This window comes from Pseudomonas sp. H3_D04, from assembly GCF_054669175.1.
In genome coordinates this window covers 6,356,686-6,379,814 of sequence record NZ_CP162801.1, presented here as the reverse complement: position 1 = coordinate 6,379,814, position 23,129 = coordinate 6,356,686, and the positions used below count along the sequence as shown (strand labels likewise).

Annotated in this window: 19 protein-coding genes; 14 read left to right on the top strand and 5 right to left on the bottom strand. The window is 59.1% G+C overall.

Translation table 11 applies throughout. The annotated features are described in order from the left end of the window. Nucleotides 1-5 precede the first annotated feature (5 nt). Together AB4N91_RS29295 and AB4N91_RS29290 are read left to right on the top strand one after the other, a co-directional pair. Nucleotides 6-422 carry a DUF3010 family protein gene (locus AB4N91_RS29295; protein ID WP_460111993.1) on the top strand — a complete coding sequence of 139 codons (417 nt, stop codon included), beginning with the start codon at nt 6-8 and terminating at the stop codon, nt 420-422. A gap of 303 nt (nt 423-725) precedes the next feature. Further along, nucleotides 726-1,688: an IS110 family transposase gene (locus tag AB4N91_RS29290; protein ID WP_017341458.1), complete on the top strand. Its 963-nt coding sequence runs from the start codon at nt 726-728 to the stop codon at nt 1,686-1,688. A 40-nt stretch (nt 1,689-1,728) separates the two neighbouring features. Here AB4N91_RS29290 and AB4N91_RS29285 read toward each other — a convergent pair whose 3' ends face one another. Next, on the bottom strand, nt 1,729-2,688 hold the full coding sequence (locus AB4N91_RS29285; RefSeq protein ID WP_010467001.1) for a GlxA family transcriptional regulator: 960 nt from the start codon (nt 2,686-2,688) through the stop codon (nt 1,729-1,731). A 209-nt stretch (nt 2,689-2,897) separates the two neighbouring features. Between AB4N91_RS29285 and AB4N91_RS29280 the strand changes: the two genes are divergently transcribed. The 6 genes from AB4N91_RS29280 to AB4N91_RS29255 all read left to right on the top strand — a co-directional run bounded on the left by AB4N91_RS29280 (nt 2,898) and on the right by AB4N91_RS29255 (nt 8,334). Continuing rightward, nucleotides 2,898-3,842: a choline ABC transporter substrate-binding protein gene (locus AB4N91_RS29280; protein WP_010467000.1), complete on the top strand. Its 945-nt coding sequence runs from the start codon at nt 2,898-2,900 to the stop codon at nt 3,840-3,842. Between the two features lie 75 nt (nt 3,843-3,917). Then, a complete protein-coding gene (locus AB4N91_RS29275; protein ID WP_008151915.1) occupies nt 3,918-4,805 on the top strand; it encodes a beta-keto acid cleavage family enzyme in 888 nt (295 codons plus the stop codon). Between the two features lie 142 nt (nt 4,806-4,947). Then, nucleotides 4,948-5,913, top strand: a complete 966-nt coding sequence (locus AB4N91_RS29270) for an L-carnitine dehydrogenase (protein WP_077747265.1) — start codon at nt 4,948-4,950, stop codon at nt 5,911-5,913. A gap of 134 nt (nt 5,914-6,047) precedes the next feature. After that, nucleotides 6,048-6,524, top strand: coding sequence for a thioesterase family protein (locus AB4N91_RS29265; RefSeq protein WP_010466998.1), 477 nt, complete (start codon nt 6,048-6,050; stop codon nt 6,522-6,524). A 14-nt stretch (nt 6,525-6,538) separates the two neighbouring features. Then, the gene (locus AB4N91_RS29260) at nt 6,539-7,699 is read left to right on the top strand and encodes a gamma-butyrobetaine dioxygenase (RefSeq protein ID WP_010466996.1); all 1,161 of its coding nucleotides are present in this window, start codon (nt 6,539-6,541) and stop codon (nt 7,697-7,699) included. Between the two features lie 371 nt (nt 7,700-8,070). Further along, the gene (locus AB4N91_RS29255) at nt 8,071-8,334 is read left to right on the top strand and encodes a hypothetical protein (protein ID WP_010466994.1); all 264 of its coding nucleotides are present in this window, start codon (nt 8,071-8,073) and stop codon (nt 8,332-8,334) included. Nucleotides 8,335-8,401: 67 nt separating this feature from the next. On the opposite strand, the gene AB4N91_RS29250 is transcribed toward AB4N91_RS29255, so the two are convergent. The 3 genes from AB4N91_RS29250 to AB4N91_RS29240 form a co-directional block, all read right to left on the bottom strand. Then, nucleotides 8,402-9,768 (bottom strand): IS3 family transposase gene (locus AB4N91_RS29250; protein WP_460111992.1). Its coding sequence is split into 2 segments (ribosomal slippage): nt 8,402-9,300 and nt 9,300-9,768, totalling 1,368 coding nucleotides; the frame shifts between segments, so codons are not numbered across the junction. Nucleotides 9,769-9,833: 65 nt separating this feature from the next. Next, nucleotides 9,834-10,937: a choline metabolism transcriptional regulator GbdR gene (gbdR, locus tag AB4N91_RS29245; protein WP_010466992.1), complete on the bottom strand. Its 1,104-nt coding sequence runs from the start codon at nt 10,935-10,937 to the stop codon at nt 9,834-9,836. 611 nt (nt 10,938-11,548) lie between these two features. After that, nucleotides 11,549-12,925, bottom strand: coding sequence for an L-serine ammonia-lyase (locus tag AB4N91_RS29240; RefSeq protein ID WP_010466990.1), 1,377 nt, complete (start codon nt 12,923-12,925; stop codon nt 11,549-11,551). Between the two features lie 436 nt (nt 12,926-13,361). Here AB4N91_RS29240 and AB4N91_RS29235 point away from each other — a divergent pair, with 436 nt between their 5' ends. The 3 genes from AB4N91_RS29235 (at nt 13,362) to choV (ending at nt 16,410) form a co-directional block, all read left to right on the top strand. After that, the gene (locus AB4N91_RS29235; protein ID WP_010466989.1) at nt 13,362-14,312 is read left to right on the top strand and encodes a choline ABC transporter substrate-binding protein; all 951 of its coding nucleotides are present in this window, start codon (nt 13,362-13,364) and stop codon (nt 14,310-14,312) included. Between the two features lie 77 nt (nt 14,313-14,389). Beyond that, nucleotides 14,390-15,235, top strand: a complete 846-nt coding sequence (gene choW / locus AB4N91_RS29230; RefSeq protein ID WP_010466987.1) for a choline ABC transporter permease subunit — start codon at nt 14,390-14,392, stop codon at nt 15,233-15,235. Continuing rightward, on the top strand, nt 15,232-16,410 hold the full coding sequence (choV, locus tag AB4N91_RS29225; RefSeq protein ID WP_010466986.1) for a choline ABC transporter ATP-binding protein: 1,179 nt from the start codon (nt 15,232-15,234) through the stop codon (nt 16,408-16,410). Before choW ends, choV begins: the two co-directional genes overlap by 4 nt. Nucleotides 16,411-16,663: 253 nt before the next feature. Here choV and AB4N91_RS29220 read toward each other — a convergent pair whose 3' ends face one another. Continuing rightward, nucleotides 16,664-18,613, bottom strand: coding sequence for a BCCT family transporter (locus tag AB4N91_RS29220; protein ID WP_224795543.1), 1,950 nt, complete (start codon nt 18,611-18,613; stop codon nt 16,664-16,666). Nucleotides 18,614-18,991: 378 nt separating this feature from the next. On the opposite strand from AB4N91_RS29220, the gene betI reads away from it, so the two are divergent. The 3 genes from betI to betA all read left to right on the top strand — a co-directional run bounded on the left by betI (nt 18,992) and on the right by betA (nt 23,003). Further along, entirely contained in the window at nt 18,992-19,585 is a 594-nt protein-coding gene (betI, locus tag AB4N91_RS29215) for a transcriptional regulator BetI (protein WP_460111991.1), read from the top strand. A gap of 110 nt (nt 19,586-19,695) precedes the next feature. Then, nucleotides 19,696-21,168, top strand: coding sequence for a betaine-aldehyde dehydrogenase (betB, locus tag AB4N91_RS29210; protein ID WP_010466983.1), 1,473 nt, complete (start codon nt 19,696-19,698; stop codon nt 21,166-21,168). A 131-nt stretch (nt 21,169-21,299) separates the two neighbouring features. Continuing rightward, a complete protein-coding gene (gene betA / locus AB4N91_RS29205; RefSeq protein WP_077747261.1) occupies nt 21,300-23,003 on the top strand; it encodes a choline dehydrogenase in 1,704 nt (567 codons plus the stop codon). Nucleotides 23,004-23,129: the final 126 nt, after the last annotated feature.

Genomic DNA, 23,129 nt, shown 5'->3' with positions numbered 1-23,129 from the left:
TCGAAATGAAAATCTGCGGCATCGAAATCAAAGGCAGCGAAGCGATCATTGCCGTCGCGTCCCTGGACGGTCAGACGCTGAGTCACGTAGCCCTGCCCACCAAGAAAATTGCCCTCGACGATGACGACGAAGCCGCGAACGTCAAAGTCTTCGCCGCTCAGGTGGCGTCGTTTGTACGCGAGAACTCCATCGACCGGATCGCGATCAAGAAGCGCAGCAAGAAAGGCGAGTTCGCCGGTGGACCGACCACGTTCAAGATCGAGGGTGTGTTTCAGCTGCTGGAAAATTGCGAGGTGACGCTGCTGTCGCCGCAAACGATCAATGCGCAGAGCAAGAAGCACAACGTGGAACTGCCGGCGACGCTGAACAAGTATCAGCATGAAGCCTACAAAACAGCCTGCTCGGCCTTAATGAAGAAATAAGATCCACAACAAATCATAACTGTGGGAGCGAGCCTGCTCGCGAAAGCGGTGGGTCAGTCGACATCAATGGCGGCTGACAGATTGCATTCGCGAGCAGCCTCGCTTGTATGTTTAGACTTGAAGGGGTGGGTGGGACTAAAGCTCGTCATCTGACTCTGACCAGTACAGACCGTGGGAGACTTCGTCCCACCCCTTCACCTAATGCGCCGATAAGGAATGCATCGGCTCGGACCGACGATAGAAACAAGCCAGCGCAACGGTGAACCCCGTCAAGTATCTAAACCCTAGCTCGGAGGGTGTGCCATGACAATCCTGGATTCGCAGGTGGTCGTCGGTGTGGATGTGGCGAAGGACGAGATCGTTATCTATCGATCCGACCTGGAAAAGACCCTAAATATCGCGAACAAGCGATCAACCTTGAAGCAATGGCTCAAGACGCTGCCAGCGCACAGCGCTATCGCGCTAGAAGCGACCAATATCTATCACCTTGATACAACGGAAATGGCCCATGAAATGGGCCATGACGTTTACGTCATCGATGGCAGTCGCCTCAACAAATACCGCGATGGAATAGGCATGAGGGCGAAAACAGATACGTTGGATGCCGAACTGCTGGCCCGTTACTTGAGCCGCGAATCCGACAGATTGAGGATCTGGAATCCGCCACCGAAGGCTTACACACAAATGAAAAGCCTGCTTCGCCGTCGGGCTCAGTTGGTCCGGGCCTGTGTTGCACTCAAGCAGAGCTGGAAAAACGAATCCTTGCTGAAAGAGCACTTCAACCAGCTTCTGGCCGCCATTGCCCAGTTCGAAAAGATGATTCAGAAAACGCTCAAGGAAATTGCTGAGGAAGGTGGGATTGATGATCAGGTGAAGCGTTGCCAGGCCATCGAGGGCGTAGGGCTCCTGACGGCCACCGCAGCGGCCACTGCTTTTATGCGTGGGGAATTTGCCAACAGCGACGAGTACGTCGCCTTCCTCGGCATGGATCCGCGTGTGAGGCAGTCAGGACAAAAGGATCAAAAGCGCCGACTCTCTAAACGAGGGGACTCGGAGTTCCGGCGCTTGTTTCACAATAGCGCTATGGCTGCCAGCCGTTCGCCGACCTGGAAGCCGTACTACGAACGCTATCTGGCCAGAGGTCTAAAAGGCACTCAGGCCTTGGTTATCCTGGCACGCAAGCTGGCCAGAGTGATGTTTGCCCTGATGAAAAACCAAACCGAATACAAGCCAAATTCTATGTTTGGGTGTTCCCCCCAAACATAGAATCTCCCACAGGGTTTTTTGGTGTTGTTGGAATCTGTGCTCAGACCAGCTCTCGCCCATCCCCAAGCCGTCGGCGATCCTCGCGCGGGCACCGCGCAAACTTCGCCCGATAGCTGCGGGTGAAATACGACGGCGATTCAAAACCGCACGCAATGCTCACCTCCAGCACACTCATGTCCGTCTGTCGCAGCAACTGCCGGGCCTTCTCCAGCCGCAAGCGCAGGTAGAAATTGCTCGGCGTGTCGTTCAGGTGCAACCGAAACAGGCGCTCCAACTGGCGCCGCGTCACCTTGATCGATTCGGCTAACTCAAGCGTACTCAGCGGTGGTTCGCTGTGCTGCTCCATCTCCCCAATCACATGCACCAGCTTCTTGTTGCTGATGCCATAGCGCGTGGCGACTTCCATGCGCTGGTGGTCTTTGCGCGGGCGGATGCGCCCGAGCACGAATTGTTCGCTGACCTGGATCGCCAGTTCCGGGCCGTGGGCCTGGGCGATCAGGTCGAGCATCAGGTCGATGGAGGCTGTACCGCCGGCAGAGGTGATACGGCGGCGATCGATCTCGAACAGCTCCTGGGTGACGCTGAGCTGTGGATAAGACTCCTTGAACGCGTCGATGGCTTCCCAGTGCAGGGTCAGGCGATGGCCGTCGAGCAGGCCGGCTTCGGCGAGGACGAAGCTGCCGGTATCGATGGCGCCGAGGGTCACGCCCTCGTTGTCCAGACGGCGCAGCCAGTGCTCCAGCGCGGGCGTGGCGAATTTCAGCGGTTCGAAACCGGCGACCACCAACAGGGTTGCACCTTTCTTCAGCGGTTCCAGCGCCGCATCGGCGTTGACCGACATGCCATTGCTGGCCAATACCGCCCCGCCGTCAGCGCTCAGCACGTGCCAGCGATACAACTCGCCGCGAAAGCGATTGGCGACCCGCAGCGGCTCGATGGCCGAGATAAAACCGATGGCCGAGAAACCCGGCATCAACATGAAGTAGAAGTCCTGGGACATGGAGCGCACTCGACTGGCAGGTAACGAGAGGGCGGGTAGCGTGTGGACGTTGATACGCCACTTGCAACAGGCTTTCAAGAGCGCAGGTCGCTGCAGTGCAAGAGCTGGTCGCCGCAGTGCGCTTTCACGGGGCCTTAGCTGCGTAACTTGGCATCACCGGCGCACAAAGATGCCGGAACCCACAATAACGTCTGCCGAGGAACCCCGACATGAAACGACTGATCAGCAGCTGTGTTCTTGCACTCAGCGGTACCGCCTTCTTGAGCGCCAGCGTCATGGCGGCCGAACCTGCTTCATGCCAGAACGTGCGCATGGGCGTCGTGAACTGGACCGACGTGATCGCCACCAGTGCCATGACCCAGGTCTTGCTCGACGGCCTCGGCTACAACACCAAACAAACCAGCGCCTCCCAGCAAATCATCTTCGCCGGGATCCGCGACCAGCGCCTGGACCTGTTCCTGGGTTACTGGAACCCGCTGATGACCCAGACCATCACGCCGTTCGTCGACGCCAATCAGGTCAAGGTGCTTGAAGCGCCTAGCCTGAAAGACGCCCGCGCCACCCTCGCCGTTCCGACTTACCTCGCCGACAAGGGTCTGAAAACCTTCGCCGACATCGCCAAGTTCGAAAAAGAACTGGGCGGCAAGATCTACGGCATCGAGCCTGGCTCGGGCGCTAACACCCAGATCAAGGCAATGATCGCCAAGAACCAGTTTGGCCTCGGCAAATTCCAGCTCGTCGAGTCCAGCGAAGCCGGCATGCTCGCGGCCGTGGATCGCGCCGTGCGCCGCAAAGAAGCCGTGGTGTTCTTCGGCTGGGCGCCGCACCCGATGAACGTCAACGTGCAGATGACTTACCTCACCGGCAGCGAAGACGCTCTCGGCCCGAACGAAGGCATGGCCACGGTCTGGACCGTCACTTCGCCGAACTATGCGCAGCAGTGCCCGAACATCGGCAAATTGCTGAGCAACCTGACCTACACCGCCGAAGACGAGAGCCGGATGATGCAGCCGCTGTTGGATCACAAGGACGCTTTCGAATCGGCTAAACAATGGCTGAAAGATCACCCGCAAGACAAGCAACGCTGGCTCGAAGGCGTCACCACCTTCGATGGCAAACCGGCCGCTGACAATTTGAAACTGACCAGCAAATAAACCCCGATTGAACCACCGGATCGCAGCCCTGCGGGGCTGCGAACGGAATCATCACGCCTGCAAGGAACCCGCCTCATGAACCACGACGTCATCATCACCTGCGCACTCACCGGTGCTGGCGACACGACCAGCAAGAGCCCACACGTGCCGGTCACCCCGAAACAAATCGCCGCTGCCGCCGTGGAAGCCGCCAAGGCCGGTGCCACGGTCGTTCACTGCCACGTTCGCAACCCCGAAACCGGCAAATTCAGCCGTGACGTGGCCTTGTACCGCGAAGTGATGGAGCGCATCCGCGAGGCGGACGTCGACATCATCGTCAACCTCACCGCCGGCATGGGCGGCGACCTGGAAATCGGCGCGGGCGAGAACCCGATGGAGTTCGGTCCGAACACCGACCTGGTGGGCCCGTTGACCCGTCTGGCCCACGTTGAAGCACTGTTGCCGGAAATCTGCACCCTCGACTGCGGCACCCTGAACTTCGGCGACGGTGACACCATTTACGTGTCCACCCCGGCGCAACTGCGCGCAGGCGCCAAACGCATTCAAGAGCTGGGCGTGAAGGCCGAGCTGGAAATTTTCGACACCGGTCACCTGTGGTTCGCCAAGCAGTTGATCAAGGAAGGCCTGCTCGACGATCCGCTGTTCCAGCTGTGCCTGGGCATTCCGTGGGGCGCGCCGGCCGACACCACCACTATGAAAGCCATGGTCGACAACCTGCCCGCGAACGCGGTGTGGGCCGGCTTCGGCATCGGTCGCATGCAAATGCCGATGGCGGCGCAAGCGGTGCTGCTCGGCGGCAACGTGCGGGTTGGTCTGGAAGACAACATCTGGCTGGACAAGGGTGTGCTGGCGACCAACGGCCAGCTGGTCGAACGCGCCTCGGAAATCCTCAGCCGCCTCGGTGCCCGCGTCCTGACTCCGGCGGAAGGACGGGCAAAAATGGGCCTGACCAAGCGCGGCTAATCCTCCACGCACATAACCTGTAGGAGCGAGGCTTGCCCGCGAAGGCGGCATTCCTGCCGGAAGAGATCCGTCGGATGTACCGGCCTCTTCGCGGGCAAGCCTCTCTCCTACAGAGATCACCGAATTCTTTTAGGACGACGCCATGAGCTTTATCACCGAAATCAAAACCTTCGCAGCCCTGGGCAGCGGTGTCATCGGCAGCGGTTGGGTATCCCGCGCCCTCGCCCACGGCCTCGACGTTGTCGCCTGGGACCCGGCGCCTGGTGCCGAAGCCGCGTTGCGCAAGCGCGTCGCCAATGCCTGGGGTGCGCTGGAGAAACAAGGCTTGGCACCGGGTGCTTCACAGGATCGGCTGCGCTTTGTCGCAACCATTGAGGAATGCGTTCGCGACGCCGACTTCATTCAGGAAAGCGCCCCTGAGCGCCTCGATCTGAAACTGGAACTGCACAGTAAAATCAGCGCGGCGGCCAAGCCCAATGCCTTGATCGGTTCCAGTACTTCCGGTCTGTTGCCGAGCGAGTTCTACGAGAGTTCGACGCACCCGGAACGCTGCGTGGTCGGACACCCCTTCAACCCGGTTTACCTGCTGCCGCTGGTGGAAGTGGTCGGCGGCAAAAACACCGCACCGGAAGCCGTTCAAGCGGCGATGAAAGTCTACGAATCCCTGGGCATGCGTCCGCTGCACGTGCGCAAGGAAGTGCCCGGGTTCATCGCCGACCGTTTGCTCGAAGCGCTGTGGCGGGAGGCGCTGCACCTGGTCAACGACGGTGTGGCGACCACCGGAGAAATCGATGATGCGATTCGCTTTGGCGCGGGTCTGCGCTGGTCATTCATGGGCACGTTCTTGACGTATACCCTGGCGGGTGGCGATGCGGGTATGAGGCACTTCATGGCGCAATTCGGACCGGCGTTGCAGTTACCGTGGACGTATCTGCCGGCACCGGAGCTGACCGACAAGTTGATTGATGATGTGGTGGATGGCACCAGCGATCAGTTAGGCACGCACAGCATTTCCGCGCTGGAGCGCTATCGTGATGATTGCTTGCTGGCGGTGCTGGAAGCGGTGAAGACCACCAAAGAGAAGCATGGGATGGCGTTCGCTGACTAAACACCCCACCCTCTGTAGGAGCGAGGCTTGCCCGCGAAGGCAATTTCCCTGCCGCAAGAGATCCGTCGAATGTACCGGCCTCTTCGCGGGCAAGCCTCGCTCCTGCAGGCCTCAACCATTTCGGATGTGACGACATGCCCGCACTCACCACCTACCAAACCAAAATCATCCCCGACTGGGTCGACTACAACGGCCACCTGCGCGATGCCTTCTACCTGCTGATTTTCAGCTACGCCACCGACGCCCTGATGGATCGCCTGGGCATGGACAGCAACAACCGCGAAGCCAGCGGCAATTCGCTGTTCACCCTCGAACTGCACCTCAATTACCTGCATGAAGTGAAGCTCGACGCTGACGTCGAAGTGCGTACCCAAATCATCGGCCACGACAGCAAACGCCTGCACCTCTATCACAGCCTGCATCTGGTCGGCGACGACAAGGAACTGGCGGGCAACGAACAAATGCTGCTGCACGTGGACCTCGCCGGACCTCGCTCCGCACCGTTCAGCGAAGACACCTTGAGCAAGCTGCAAGCCATCGTCGCCGAGCAAACCGACCTGCCAACCCCCGCCTACATTGGCCGAGTGATCGCATTACCCCCTAAAAAATAACAAGGAGATCGCCATTGAACACCGCCGCTTTTGCCGACTTCCGTACCTACCCGTTGATCAGCGCGTTGTCCGCCGTGCAAACCCTGGCGGATCGAATTCAAGTGCAGTGGGCTGACGGCCGGGTCAGCCCCTTTCATCATCAATGGCTTCGAGATAACTGCCCGTGCCCGCAGTGCGTCTACACCGTGACCCGCGAGCAAGTGCTGGAAATCGTCGACGTCGCAGAGGACCTGGTGCCGACAGCGGCAAACGTCGACGCCGAAGGTTGCCTCAGCGTCGAATGGCAGGACGGCCACCTAAGCCGCTTCGACCCGGGCTGGCTGCGGGCTCACGCCTATGACGACGAGTCCCGCACCGAACGCCGTGTCGGCAAACCAAAATCCAGGCTGTGGAAAAGCGACTTGCAGCTGCCGGCGTTCGAATACCAGGCGCTGATGAACGATAACGACGCCTTGCTGCAATGGCTGCTGGCGGTGCGCGATATCGGCCTGACTCAAGTGCGCGGCGTACCCACCGAACCCGGCTCACTTAAACTGATCGCCCAGCGGATTTCCTTCATCCGCGAGAGCAATTTCGGCGTGCTGTTCAACGTGCAATCCAAGGCCGATGCCGATAGCAACGCCTACACCGCCTTCAACCTGCCGCTGCATAGCGATTTGCCGACTCGAGAGTTGCAACCGGGGCTGCAATTTCTGCATTGCCTGGTGAATGACGCGGACGGTGGCGAGAGTATTTTTGTCGACGGCTTTGCCATAGCCCAAGCGTTGCGCGAGGAAGATCCCGAGTCGTTTAAAAGCCTCTGCGAAATCCCGGTGGAGTTCCGCAACAAAGATCGCCACAGCGACTACCGCCGTCTCGCGCCGATCATCGCGCTGGATGCCTTTGGGCAGGTGTCGGAAATCCGCATGGCGAACTTTCTACGCGGACCGTTTGATGCCTCGATCGAGGACATGCCCAAGCTGTACCGCGCTTATCGGCGGTTTATTGCGATGACCCGCGAAGCGCGATTCCGGGTGATGACGCGGCTCAATCCCGGTGAGCTGTGGTGCTTCGACAACCGCCGCACCCTTCATGCCCGCAATGCGTTTGATCCCGCCAGTGGCGCCCGTCATTTTCAAGGGTGCTATGTTGATCGGGATGAATTGTTGTCGCGGATCCTTGTGTTGCAACGCTAGACCGCGTCATCGTTCTTCGCGGGCAAGCCTCGCTCCTACAGGGGATCGCATATCCCCGTGGGAGTGAGCCTGCTCGCGATGTCGTCAGCCCGGACACCCCATCCCGCCCTGATTCACAGGCAAAAAAAACCCCGATCAAGCCGTGACAGGATCGGAGCTGAGGAGGGTACTGTTGAGGAGCCTTCGCGCGAGGGTGACCAAACCTTCGTGTTGCCAGCTGAATCCAGTGTGCCCACTCTCCCCTTTCGCAAGTTAGCCGAAAACGACCTGTTCATAGGTATCGCGGCCATTGCGACAAAACGTCCTTGCCGCCACCTCTTGCCCCGATGAGAATCGAATCACGACACCGTTCCCTGAAGAAGGATTGCGTCATGATGTACGCCGATTTGATTGACCAGGAAGACCTGTTGGGCCAGCTCAAGGCGTTAGGATTTGCAGTGCCCCCTGGCGCTAACGCCGAGCAGGCCTGCGAGTGCGCGGTACGGGGTTTGAACAACGAACGGGCAACGGATCTGCGAACTATGGTCAAGCAGATGTACACCAGCAGTGCGACCATCCTGCCGGCCGTGCGCCAGGCGATCGACAAGCAATTGCTGCCGGCGCTGGCGGAGTATCAACAAAGCCGTAGCGCCTGAGTAGCGCCTCACCATGATCGTTCCCACGCTCCGTGGTGTGCACCCCAAAAGTTGGACGATTGTGGATCTAGGCCTGAACGGATTGAGTCCTGTATTCCACAGGGCTCATTCCGTTCAGCCTCAGCTTGATGCGCCTGTGATTGTAATAGTGGATGTAGTCCACTAATCCGGCCTGAAGCTCGTCCAGATTACTGAATTTGTTCAGGTAAAAAAATTCGGATTTGAGCGTGCCAAAGAAGCTTTCCATGGCCGCGTTGTCGTAACAGTTCCCTTTGCGTGACATGCTCGCTGTGACCGAGCGCTCTTTTAGGCGTTGCTCATAAATAGGCATCCTGTACTGCCAGCCTTGGTCTGAGTGCAAGATGGGTTTTTCGTCTGGTTTTAGTCGCGCAAAAGCTTTGCTAAGCATTGCCCCGACCATGCTGAACAACGGCCGTCTGGCGATATCGTAGGAAATGATCTCGGCGTTATAGAGGTCCAGAATTGGCGATAGATACAGCTTCTGTCCTCCCACCTTAAACTCCGTGACGTCGGTTACCCACTTCTGATTGGGTTGTGATGCTTGGAAGTCGCGGTTCAGAAGATTGGGGGCAGCTCGCCCCACTTCACCTTTGTAGGCGCGATATTTCTTCACCCGTACTCGGCATCTGAGGCCAAGTTCAGCCATAAGGCGTTGCACGGTCTTGTAGTTGATCAAGAAACCGGCATTGCGCACTGCCAGCGTCACGCGGCGATAGCCAAACTTGCCTTCTTCTTCGTTGAAGACCTCACAGATCTTGGCTTTCAGCTCCGCATACTTATCAGCCGCCTGGAGCACTTTCTGCTGATAGTAGAAGGTACTGCGCGCCAATCCAGCGATTTTCAACAAGCCGTCGAGAGAGTGCCGCTGCCTCAGTTCAATTACGATTTGCGCTTTTTCTGTTGCGCTGCTCGTTTCTTTTGAACCAAGGCATCGAGCTTTTTTAGGTAATCATTTTCCAGCCGAAGTTGATTCAGTTCTGCGATCAACTCATCCCGGGAACGGGACTCATCAGGTAACAGAGGCTGGGCAGATTCGGGCGGTTTGGGCATTTTCTTTGTAGGTCCAGTTCGTCTGGGCTGGCTGAGCAGGGCATTTTCACCGCCCTCATCATAGCGGCGGTGCCAATCGCCGACGATGTTGAATTTCCGGATATCAAATAACGCGGCCACTTGGCGGTAGGAAAGCTGCTCTTCGCGCATCCGCTTCAAGACGGACATCCTGAATTCAGCACTATAGTGCTGCACTTTTTTTACTTCCAGAGCGGCCGGACCGTGCACCTGGTAGGCCGCGACCCACTGGCGCAACGACGAAAAATCCACCTCGTGACGGTGTGCGACATCTCTAAGCCCCGCTTTGCCAGCGCAGTAATCCTGGACCGCTGATAGCTTCGCTTGAACCGTGTACTTTCCCATGAAACACCCCATCGGTTGTGTCCAACTTTTGGGGTGCAGACCACCGCGTGGGAACGATCAGAGCATTAGAGCCTTACGCTGGCAAACGTCGACTCATTACGCGCCTGACTCAGCGCCGACAACGGCCCGGACAGCGGCGACAGCACCAGTGCTTGCGGCAACGGCATCATCGCCACCTGTTGCGTGGTATTGGAACCTACGCGTTCGTCACGCGGCGGAATGCCGAAGTATTCGCGGTAGCACTTGGAGAAGTGCGGCGTGGACACGAAGCCGCAGACCGACGCCACTTCGATGATCGACATCGGCGTTTGCTTGAGCAGCTGCCGGGCACGGATCAGGCGCAGTTTGAGGTAGTAACGCGACGGCGAGCAGTGCAGGTATTTCTGGAACAGGCGCTCCAGCTGACGACGGGAAACAGCGACATACACCGCCAGTTCGTCGAGGTCGATCGGCTCTTCCAGGTTGGCTTCCATCAGCGCGACGATTTCCTGCAACTTCGGCTGGTTGGTGCCGAGCATGTGCTTGAGCGGCACGCGCTGGTGATCCTGCTCGTTGCGGATGCGTTCGTAGACGAACATTTCCGAGATCGCGGCCGACAGTTCACGACCGTGATCGCGGCTGATCAGGTGCAGCATCATGTCCAGCGGCGCGGTGCCGCCGGAGCTGGTGAAACGGTTACGGTCGAGGGTGAACAGGCGTGTGCTCATGGCTACACGGGGGAACGCTTCCTGCATCGCGGCCAGGCATTCCCAGTGCACGCTGCAATCAAAACCGTCCAGCAGGCCGGCGCACGCCAAGGCCCAGCTGCCGGTGCAGACCGCACCGAGACGGCGGGACTGACGCGCCTGGCTTTGCAGCCACGACACGTGCTCGCGGGTAACGGTGCGCTGGATGCCGATGCCGCCGCAGACAATGATGGTGTCCAGTGGGGGCGCTTTGTGCATGGAGCAGTCGGGGGTGATCTGCAGACCGTCACTGGCCCAGACCTGACCACCGTCGACGGTGAGCGTGGTCCAGCGATACAGCTCGCGGCCGGACAATTGGTTGGCCATGCGCAGAGGTTCTACTGCGGAGGCCAGAGAAATAAGCGTGAAATTGTCCAGCAGCAGAAAGCCGATGGATTGAGGCGCACGGTTCTGGGGTTGAGCCCCGGAGTTGAACGTCGTCATCGCGGTATCTCCTCACACAAAGCGGGTGATGGCCTCAGGCGGAGGCTCTTGTTATTGCCATCGTTCTCGCGTGGGAGACGGGCTTTGTAATGACAGAGCAATTGCCATGCCTAAAGTTGAATGGTCATTCAATAACTCCTGAAAACGACGTCGCGGTGTGTCTAAATAAGCCTTGCCGCGAGTGGGGGTTATAAGTGCCATTATCGGCGGGAGGCGCTCTGCCCCGTTGGGCTTGAGCAGATCGGTAGCACTTGTGGGAACAGGGCTACGGCGACTTATTGGAGAGTGTCACCACAAGCACAGGTGACAGGCGGTAATGGCCAGGTTGGATCCCTGTCCTGGGTGAAGCCGCTTATCTGTAAGCGACGCGCCAAAACGTGGCGCGTTTTAATTCCGGTGTTCACTTAGCGCGCAGTTTTGACTGGTCTTCTCTCGCAGATGACTTTTCTGTGGAGAGGGAGCTTGCTCCCGCTGGGGCGCGAAGCGGCCCTGAAAACTGCAAACGCGAACTTTCAGATATACGCGGTCGCGGGCTATTCGGCTGCTGCGCAGCCGAGCGGGAGCAAGCTCCCTCGCCACAGATACTCATTTCACCAGAGAGTTAAGCGTTATCAGCACTCAACCGCGCTCACCGCCAACCCTCCACGCGAAGTCTCTTTGTATTTGTCATGCATATCGGCGCCGGTATCACGCATGGTGCGGATCACCCGATCCAGCGAGATAAAGTGCTGACCATCCCCGCGCAGCGCCATCTGCGCCGCGTTGATGGCTTTCACCGCGGCAATCGCATTGCGCTCGATGCACGGCACTTGAACCAGCCCGCCCACCGGGTCGCAGGTCAGGCCGAGGTTGTGTTCCAGGCCGATTTCCGCCGCGTTGCACAACTGCTCCGGGGTCGCGCCAAGGATCTCTGCCAACCCGGCCGCAGCCATCGCGCAGGCTGAACCGACTTCGCCCTGACAACCGACCTCGGCCCCGGATATCGAAGCGTTCTTCTTGCACAGAATTCCCACCGCCGCAGCACTGAGGAAATAGTCGACCACGTTGGCGTCCGTCACCGCCTCGCTGAACTTCATAAAGTAGTGCAACACCGCCGGAATGATTCCCGCCGCACCGTTAGTCGGTGCCGTCACCATGCGCCCACCGGCAGCGTTCTCTTCGTTGACCGCCAGGGCGAACAGGTTGACCCATTCCATGGCGCTCAAGGTCGAGCCGATGACGTTGGGTTTGCCCAGCTCTTGCAGGCTGCGATGCAACTTGGCCGCACGACGGCGCACATTCAGGCCGCCGGGCAAGATGCCTTCGTGCTTGAGGCCCTGATCGACGCAATCCTGCATGGCGCGCCAGAGCTTCATCAGACCGCTGCGAATCTCTTCCTCGCTGCGCCAGACCTTCTCGTTAGCCATCATCAATTCGGCGACGCGCAGGTTGTGCTTCTGGCACAGGCTGAGCAGTTCGACAGCGCTGGAGAAATCGTAGGGCAACACGGTGCGATCCAGATCGACCACGCCGCTGGAAGCCTGCGCTTCATCCACGACAAAACCACCGCCGATGGAATAGTAGGTGTCGCGATGTAACTCACCGTGTTCGCCTTCGACGATCAGGGTCATGGCGTTAGGGTGGAACGGCAGGTTTTCGTCGATCAGGCGCATGTCGCGGGCCCAGATAAACGGCACCGACAAGCGACCGTCGAGCAACAGGGTGTGGGTCTCGCGCAAGGTTTCGATACGGATGCCGATTTGCGACGGATCAATCGCGTCCGGCCACTCGCCCATCAGGCCCATGATCACAGCGTTGTCGCTGCCGTGACCGATTCCGGTGGCCGATAACGAACCATAAAGCTGAACTTCAACGCGCCGCACTTGTTCCAAAAGACCCTGCTCACGCAAACCTTGCACGAACAGCGCGGCGGCCCGCATAGGTCCCACGGTGTGCGAACTGGAAGGGCCGATGCCGATTTTGAACAGGTCGAAAACACTGATAGCCATTACTGCCGAACTCCTGGATGTGCCAACTCCAGACGCAAAAGCGCCCAGTGACGGAGCTGCTACGCTCAAGCTGCAATCCGCCGAGATTGGCCGCATCATCAGGCTTTTTCCGTGTCGTTCGACGTCTCACACCGACGCACTCATGCTCACTAACGCCGCAGGCGTTTTACGCTTCGTTTTCGCCGTTTTTTTGCGGATCAGGGAGGCAAAGGGGGCTGAAAAAAGCTGTAAACGACGTCACCGACACTGGATGCGACCATCCCTGTACTGGTTACGACGCACCCTGTAGGCGTCAGATTTTCACTGGTACATGATCGTATCGACTCGATTGCAAGGCGCCGTGGTAGAGCTGTCTCCAAAACGCCATCCAACCGCAACCTATAAGTGCGGTGGTCCAGTCGGAACACTGCCAAAAAAAACACCAAGGAGTCCATCCATGAAAGGTTCCCCGTCGTTGTTGTTGGCCGCCATGCTGAGTCTGCCGTTACTGGCTCAAGCTGCAGAACCCGCTCAGTGCAGCACCGTAAACTTCTCCGATGTCGGCTGGACTGACATTACCGTCACCACCGCCACCACCAGCGTCGTTCTCGATGCCCTGGGCTACAAGACCAAAACCACGATGATTTCCGTTCCGGTGACCTACAAGTCCCTGGCCGACGGCAAGAACATGGACGTGTTCCTGGGCAACTGGATGCCGACCATGGAAAACGACATCAAGGCTTACCGTGATGCCGGTACCGTGGAGACCCTGCGCGCCAACCTCGAGAACGCAAAATACACCCTCGCCGTGCCCGAAGAGTTGTATAACAAGGGTCTGAAAGATTTTGCCGACATCGCCAAGTTCAAGAAAGAACTCGACGGCAAGATCTACGGCATCGAACCGGGCAACGACGGCAACCGCCTGATTCAGAGCATGATCGACAAGAACGCCTTCGGCCTGAAAGACGCCGGCTTCAAGGTGGTCGAGTCCAGCGAGGCAGGCATGCTCTCGCAAGTCGATCGCGCCCAGCGCCGCAACACCGCCGTGGTGTTCCTGGGCTGGGAACCACACCCGATGAACACACGTTTCAAGATGAAGTACCTGACCGGCGGCGACGACTTCTTCGGCCCGAACTTCGGTCAGGCGACCATCTTCACCAACACCCGCAAGGGCTACGCGCAGGAATGCAGCAACGTCGGTCAGTTGCTGAAAAACCTGGTGTTCACCCTCGACATGGAAAGCACGCTGATGGGCAACGTCCTGGACGACAAAATGAAGCCTGACGCGGCCGCCAAGGCCTGGCTGAAAAAGAATCCACAGGTGCTCGATACCTGGCTCGCTGGCGTAACCACCATTGACGGTAAACCTGGCCTGGAAGCCGTGAAAGCCAAGCTCGCGCAGCCTTGATTTAGGAAGCATCGCTTACGCCGGGCGGGTTCGCTCGCCCGGGCTGTTTATTTCCTTGCATGCGGACGTTCACTACCATGCTGATTGATCAGAAAATACCTCTAGGCCAGTACATCGCGGGCTTCGTTGAATGGTTGACGCAACACGGCGCCAACACCTTCGACGCCATCGCCGTGTCACTGGAAACGATGATCCACGGCGTGACTTTCGCGCTGACCTGGTTCAACCCGCTGGCATTGATCGGCCTCATCGCACTACTGGCTCACTTCATTCAACGAAAGTGGGGGCTGACCGTTTTCGTCATTGCCTCCTTTCTGCTGATCCTCAACCTGGGGTACTGGCAGGAAACCATGGAAACCCTCGCCCAGGTGCTCTTCGCGACCCTGGTCTGCGTGGTCATCGGCGTACCGTTGGGTATCGTCGCCGCGCACAAACCGATGTTCTACACACTGATGCGGCCGGTGCTCGATCTGATGCAGACCGTACCGACGTTTGTGTACCTCATTCCTACCCTGACCCTCTTCGGGCTGGGCGTGGTCCCGGGTCTGATCTCCACGGTAGTGTTCGCGATTGCCGCGCCTATCCGCCTGACCTACCTGGGCATCCGTGATGTTCCCGCAGAACTGATGGACGCCGGCAAAGCCTTCGGCTGCTCGCGCCGCCAGTTACTCGCACGCATCGAACTGCCTTACGCCATGCCAAGCATCGCGGCCGGTATCACCCAGTGCATCATGCTGTCATTGTCGATGGTGGTGATTGCGGCTCTGGTGGGCGCGGACGGCTTGGGCAAACCTGTGGTCAACGCACTGAACACTGCTGATATCGCCCTGGGCTTCGAAGCCGGCCTGGCGATCGTACTGCTGGCGATCATGCTCGACCGTATCTGCAAACAACCCGACGCTAAAGCAGGGGGTGACGCATGAGCATTATTCGCTTCGAAGACGTCGACGTAATCTTCTCCAAAGATCCACGCGAGGCGCTCAAGCTCCTCGACCAAGGCATGACCCGCGACCAGATCCTGAAAAAAACCGGGCAGATCGTCGGCGTTGAAAAAGCCAGCCTGGACGTGGAAAAAGGCGAAATCTGCGTGCTGATGGGCCTGTCGGGCTCCGGCAAATCCAGCCTGCTGCGTTGCATCAACGGCCTCAACACCGTGAGCCGTGGCAAGTTGTTCGTCGAGCACGAAGGCAAGCAGATCGATATCGCTTCCTGTACCCCGGCAGAACTGAAAATGATGCGCACCAAGCGCATCGCGATGGTGTTCCAGAAATTCGCGCTGATGCCGTGGCTGACGGTGCGCGAGAACATCAGTTTCGGTCTGGAAATGCAGGGTCGCCCGGAGAAAGAACGCCGCAAACTGGTGGACGACAAGCTTGAGCTGGTGGGCCTGACCCAGTGGCGCAACAAGAAGCCTGACGAACTCTCCGGCGGTATGCAGCAACGCGTGGGCCTGGCCCGTGCGCTGGCGATGGATGCGGACATTCTGCTGATGGACGAACCGTTCTCGGCGCTCGACCCGCTGATCCGCCAAGGTCTGCAGGACGAATTGCTGGAACTGCAAAGCAAGCTGAGCAAAACCATTGTGTTCGTGAGCCACGACCTCGATGAAGCCCTGAAACTCGGCAGCCGTATCGCAATCATGAAAGACGGCCGAATCATCCAGTACAGCGTGCCGGAAGAGATCGTGCTCAACCCGGCGGACGACTACGTGCGGACCTTCGTCGCGCACACCAACCCGCTGAACGTGCTGTGCGGTCGCAGCCTGATGCGCACCCTGGACAACTGCAAACGCATCAACGGTTCGGTATGCCTCGATCCGGGCGGCGATTCATGGCTGGACCTGGCCGAAGGCAACACCATCAAAGGCGCCCGCCAGAACGGCGCGAGCCTGGATCTGCAGAACTGGATTCCAGGGCAAGCGGTTGAAGGCCTGGGTCGTCGGCCAACGCTGGTGGACTCGAACATCGGCATGCGCGATGCGCTGCAGATTCGTTATCAGACCGGCAACAAACTGGTGCTGCACGACAACAACAAAGTGGTCGGGATTCTGGGCGACAGCGAGCTGTATCACGCACTGCTCGGCAAGAACCTGGGTTAAGGCAACAGACACAAAAACGCCGCGAGAGGATCGCGGCGTTTTTGTTAGTGCAGATATTGGCTTGGAATGCTGATAACTGTGGCGAGGGAGCTTGCTCCCGCTGGGTTGCACAGCAACCCCAAAACAAGACACCACGGTCATTCAGAAAGACCGCGTTATCGTTAAATGCGACTGCTACGCAGTCGAGCGGGAGCAAGCTCCCTCGCCACAATGGATCTGCGGTGCAGCAACTTGCACCGCATGACCTCAAGTTTCAGCTATAGACACGGCCAAGGAGCTGCCGATGGCTTTCGAACTGATCGAGCACGTCACGGGTGATCTGATCCTGAGTGAAGCCCATCAAGTCGTAATCCTGGCTGCCGTTGTGCAGGTAAACCTCGGCGCGGTAATAGCGCGCACGCGGTTCGTCAGCGCTTTCGGCCGACACCGTTTCACTCGCCGCCGCCAGATAGCCATCCAGGCTCACTTCGTAGACAAAAGGGTTGCCCTCTTCCATCTCGATGCGCACACCCATGCAACGCTTGGACTTGCCCAGCAACGTTTGCACGTCCAGACCCTGGGCACGCAATTGCACGGCCGCATCTTCCAGCGCCGGGCTGACTTGCTTGTCCATGAAACGCTGAACGATCGACTGATTCGGTTGCAGGTCCAGCTGCGTCAAACGCTCGCTGAAACCACGGCGACCGCGTGCTGCGAGCTCCGCTTGCTCCTGTTCGATCTGCACGTCCTGGCGCATCGCCTTGTGCAGGCCAAACATGAAGAACACCAACACCACCGAGAACGGCAGACCGGCCAACACCACCATGGTTTGCATGGCTTCGAAGTTACCGGCGAACAGCAGGCCGATGGTCACCAGGGTGATCACCGCCGACCAGAAGATCCGCAACCAGTGCGGAGCATCTTCATCGACGTTACCGCCCTTGCAGGAAAGGTTGGCCATCATCACCGCGCCGGAATCCGCCGGGGTCAGGAACAGCACGAAACCGACGAAGATCGACACGCCGATCACAATCTTCGATGCCGGGTAATGCTCAAGCAATTGGTAGATCGCCATCGACGGCTGTTCGAGCGCCGTCTTTCCGAGCTCCACCGCCCCATGGTTCATCACCAGGTCCAGGGCCGAGTTACCGAAGATCGACAGCCACGCCAGGGTGAACCCCAGCGGGATCAGCAGCACGCCGGCCACCAGTTCACGCACCGTGCGACCACGGGAAATACGCGCGATGAACATGCCGACGAATGGGGCCCAGGAAATCCACCAGGCCCAGTAGAACAGGGTCCACAAGCCCAGCCAGCGGTCGGACTTCTCACTGTCGCCTTCGTAGACGTAGAGGTCGAAAGTCTTCAGGACCACGCCGTTCAGGTAGTCGCCGACGTTCTGCACGAAGCCGTTCAACAGGTGCAAGGTCGGGCCGAACAGCAGCACGAAAATCAGCAGACCGCTGAACAGTACGATGTTCAGGTTCGACAGACGGCGAATGCCGTTTTCCACACCCGACACAGCCGCGATGGTCGCCACGGTGCTCATCACGATGATCACGATCAGCAGGTTGGTGTTGCTGTGTTCCATGCCGAACAGGTTTTCAAGGCCCGACGACACTTGCAGCGAACCAATCCCCAGGTTCGTCACCAGCCCCAGCAGGGTCACGAACATGCCGAAACCATCCACCGCATGGCCGGCCGCGCCTTTGACCCAACGCTCGCCCACCAACGGATACAACGCCGAACGCAACGCCAGCGGCTGGTTATGACGGTAGGCAAAGTACGCCACGGCCAGGCCGACCAAGGCGTAGATCGCCCAGCCATGCAGGCCCCAATGCAGGAATGTCAGCTGCACAGCCTGACGGGCGGCCATGTTGCTGGCAGCCACGCCTTCCGGCGGGTTGAAGTAATGGTCCAGCGGCTCGGAAGCACCGAAGTACAGCAGCGAAATGCCGATACCCGACGAGAACAGCATCCCCGCCCACGCGCCGTAGCTGAAGTCCGGGGTGTCATCCTTGCTGCCCAGCTTGAGCTTGCCGTAGGACGAAAACGCCAGGCCGACGACAAATACCAGGTAGGCGGCGATCACCACCATGTAGTACCAGCCGAAGCTGCGGGACAACCAGGCCTGGGCGATGCCGAGCAATCTGCCGGCCTCTTGCGGGGCGATGATCAGAATGGCGGTCAACAACAGAATCAGCGCGGTAGAGGTGTAGAACACCCAACCGTTGACCGTCACCTTCTCGGGCGGGGTCTTTATTAGAGAGGCAGAACTCATGGCACAGATGCTCCAGGCAGTGCGAGAGAAGAACACAAGGCAACGCGGTACCCGACCAATCGGTTAGTTGGCAGCCGACCGACGGGTGATATAAAGACACCCCGAAAAAAGCCCGAAGCCCGGAACGCCAGTGCGTAGGGGTTTCGAGCCGTTTTGGATGTCGGTTTATCGTCATTTACACGTAGGAAAAATCTGTAAGCAGCGACGAATTGTCGCAGATCTTATTCTTTGTTGATTGAACGTTCAATCAAAACAAAATAGACTGGCCCTCAATCCGATAGACGTTTTACGTCCGCCGGAAGGCCTAAGGAGATGTGCAAGATGCCCAAGGTCGGTATGCAACCCATCCGCCGCCAGCAATTGATCGAAGCCACATTGCAGGCGGTCGATCAGGTCGGAATGGGGGACGCCAGCATTGCGCTGATCGCCCGTTTGGCCGGTGTCTCGAATGGCATCATCAGTCACTATTTTCAGGACAAGAACGGCCTGATTGCTGCCACAGCGCAGTATCTGATGAGTGTCCTGAGCGAGAACGTCACCGCGCGCCGTCAGGCGCTGGAGGACAGCAGCCCGCGGGCGCACCTCCAGGTGATCATCGAAGGCAACTTCGACGCCAGCCAGGTCAATGGCCCGGCAATGAAAACCTGGCTGGCCTTCTGGGCCACCAGCATGCACCACCCGTCTTTGCAAAGGTTGCAGCGGATCAACGATCACCGCCTGTATTCCAACCTGTGCTGCCAGTTCCGCCGTGTATTGCCGCTCGATGACGCGCGCAGTGCAGCCCGTGGCCTGGCAGCCCTCATTGACGGTTTGTGGTTGCGCGGCGCGCTGTCGGGAGATGCTTTCGACACCGAGCAGGCGCACCGGATCGCTTACGAATACATGGACTTTCAACTGGCCAAGCAGGTGAGTTAGAGCACACATAAATCGCTCAACCCCTGAACTGCTGCTGATCGGTGTTGCCACAACCCTATGGCTTCACTCCAGTGGCCTACGCCAACCACTTATGCACTTGCGAGGACACTATGGCCCGTTTCGAACTGCAAAAACTTTACATCGATGGCGGTTACTCCGACGCCAGCAGCGACGCCACCTTCGAAGCCATCAACCCGGCTAACGGTGAAGTCCTCGCAACCGTACAGCGTGCGACCAAGGAAGACGTTGAGCGCGCCGTCGTCAGCGCCGAAAAGGGCCAGAAAATCTGGGCCGCAATGACCGCCATGGAGCGTTCGCGCATCCTGCGTCGTGCCGTTGACATCCTGCGCGAGCGCAACGATGAGCTGGCCGCCCTGGAAACCCTGGACACCGGCAAGTCGTTCTCCGAAACCAAGTATGTCGACATCGTCACCGGTGCCGACGTGCTGGAATACTATGCAGGCCTGGTGCCCGCCATCGAAGGCGAGCAGATCCCGCTGCGTACCACGTCGTTCGTCTACACCCGTCGCGAGCCACTGGGTGTCGTCGCCGGCATCGGCGCGTGGAACTACCCGATCCAGATCGCCCTGTGGAAATCCGCGCCAGCCCTGGCGGCCGGTAACGCGATGATCTTCAAGCCAAGCGAAGTCACTTCCCTGACCACGCTGAAACTGGCCGAGATCTACACCGAGGCAGGCCTGCCAGCCGGCGTGTTCAACGTGTTGACCGGCAGCGGCCGTGAAGTCGGCACCTGGTTGACTGAGCACCCACGCATCGAAAAAATCTCCTTCACCGGCGGCACCGACACCGGCAAGAAGGTCATGGCCAGCGCTTCCGCTTCGTCGCTGAAAGACGTGACCATGGAACTGGGCGGCAAATCCCCGCTGATCATCTTCGACGACGCCGACCTCGATCGCGCCGCCGACACCGCGATGATGGCCAACTTCTACAGTTCCGGTCAGGTCTGCACCAACGGCACTCGCGTGTTCGTGCCGACTCACCTGAAAGCCGCTTTCGAAGCGAAGATCGCTGAGCGCGTTGCGCGCATCCGCATCGGCAACCCGGAAGACGAGAACACCAACTTCGGCCCGCTGGTCAGCTTCGCCCACATGGAAAGCGTGCTGGGTTACATCGCCAAAGGTAAGGAAGAAGGTGCTCGCGTGCTGTGCGGCGGCAATCGTCTGACCGAAGGCGAATTCGCCAAAGGCGCGTTCGTGGCCCCGACCGTGTTCACCGACTGCACCGACGAGATGACCATCGTTCGCGAAGAAATCTTCGGCCCAGTGATGGCGATCCTGACCTACGACACCGAAGAAGAAGTGATCCGTCGTGCCAACGACACCGACTTCGGCCTGGCCGCCGGCATCGTCACCAAGGACCTGAACCGCGCTCACCGCGTGATTCATCAACTGGAAGCCGGTATCTGCTGGATCAACGCCTGGGGCGAGTCCGACGCGAAGATGCCGGTCGGCGGCTACAAGCAGTCCGGTGTTGGTCGTGAAAACGGGATCAGCTCTCTCAATAACTTCACGCGCATCAAGTCCGTGCAAGTCGAACTGGGTGAGTACGTTTCGGTATTTTGATTAGCTGATCCAGCGACAAGCGGCAAGCTTCAAGCTGCAAGCAAAAGCAGTTTGGTTTGCCGCTCCATCTCAACACCGCTCGCTGCTCTCTTGCAGCTTGAAGCTTGAAGCTTGAAACTCCCGGAGGGCCTATGTCCCAAGAATTCGATTACATCATCATCGGTGCCGGCTCGGCCGGTAACACCCTGGCGACCCGTCTGACTGAAGACGAAGGCGTCACCGTCCTGCTGCTCGAAGCAGGCGGCCCGGACTACCGTCTGGATTTCCGCACGCAAATGCCGGCCGCCCTGGCGTTTCCGCTGCAAGGCCGTCGCTACAATTGGGCCTACGAAACCGATCCAGAGCCACACATGGACGGTCGCAAGATGGAATGCGGTCGCGGCAAGGGCCTCGGCGGTTCCTCGCTGATCAACGGCATGTGCTACATCCGCGGCAACGCGATGGACTACGACAACTGGGCCAAGCTTCCAGGTCTTGAAGACTGGGACTATCTGAACTGCCTGCCGTACTTCCGCAAGGCTGAAACCCGCGACATCGGCCCGAACGACTACCACGGTGGCGACGGTCCGGTCAGCGTGACCACGCCGAAAGCCGGCAACAACCCGCTGTTCCACGCGATGGTTGAAGCAGGCGTACAGGCCGGTTACCCGCGCACCGAAGATCTCAACGGGTACCAGCAAGAAGGCTTCGGCCCGATGGACCGCACCGTGACGCCGAACGGCCGCCGCGCCAGCACCGCTCGCGGTTACCTGGACATCGCCAAGAAGCGTTCGACCCTGACCATCGTCACCCACGCCCTGACCGACAAGATCCTGTTCGAAGGCAAGCGTGCCGTTGGCGTGCGTTACCTGATCGGTGCCGCTGAAGAGCGCGTTGAAGCCCGTGCCCGCAAAGAAGTGCTGCTGTGCTCCGGCGCCATCGCGTCGCCGCAGATTCTGCAACGCTCCGGCGTCGGCCCGGCTGAACTGCTGAACAAGCTCGACATCCCGGTGGTCCATGACCTGCCCGGCGTCGGCGAAAACCTGCAGGATCACCTCGAGTTGTACCTGCAATACGCCTGCACCCAACCGGTCTCGCTGTACCCGTCGTTGCTCTGGTACAACCAGCCGGCCATCGGTGCCGAATGGCTGTTCAACGGCACCGGCATCGGCGCCAGCAACCAGTTCGAAGCGGGCGGTTTCATCCGTACCCGCGAAGAATTCGATTGGCCGAACATCCAGTACCACTTCCTGCCGGTCGCGATTAACTACAACGGCAGCAACGGTGTGAAAGAGCACGGTTTCCAGGCGCACATGGGTTCCATGCGTTCGCCGAGTCGTGGTCGCATCCAGGCCAAGTCCAAGGATCCGCGCGAGTACCCGAGCATCCTGTTCAACTACATGGCCACCGAGCAGGACTGGCAGGAATTCCGCGACGGCATTCGCCTGACCCGTGAAATCATGCAACAGCCCGCACTGGACGCTTTCCGTGGTCGCGAAATCAGCCCGGGCATCGACGTGCAAACCGATGAGCAGCTCGACAAGTTCATCCGCGAACACGCCGAAACCGCGTTCCATCCTTCCTGCTCGTGCAAGATGGGCACCGACGAGATGGCCGTGGTCGATGGCGAAGGTCGAGTGCATGGCCTGCAAGCCCTGCGTGTGGTCGATGCCTCGATCATGCCGATCATCACCACCGGCAACCTGAACGCACCAACGATCATGATCGCCGAGAAAATCGCCGACAAGATCCGTGGTCGCCAGCCGTTGCCGCGCAGCAAGGCCGATTACTACGTGGCCGGCGATGCGCCGGTGCGTGGCAAGCCGTTGCGGGAAGTGAGCCTTACCGCTCAGTAAGACTTAATACCGAGGTGCGCCCTTCGCGGGCAAGTCGAATCGTCGCACCGCTCGCTCCTACAAGGGAACGCGATTACTTGTAGGAGCGAGGCTTGCCCGCGAAGGGGCCCGACCAAGCAACACATC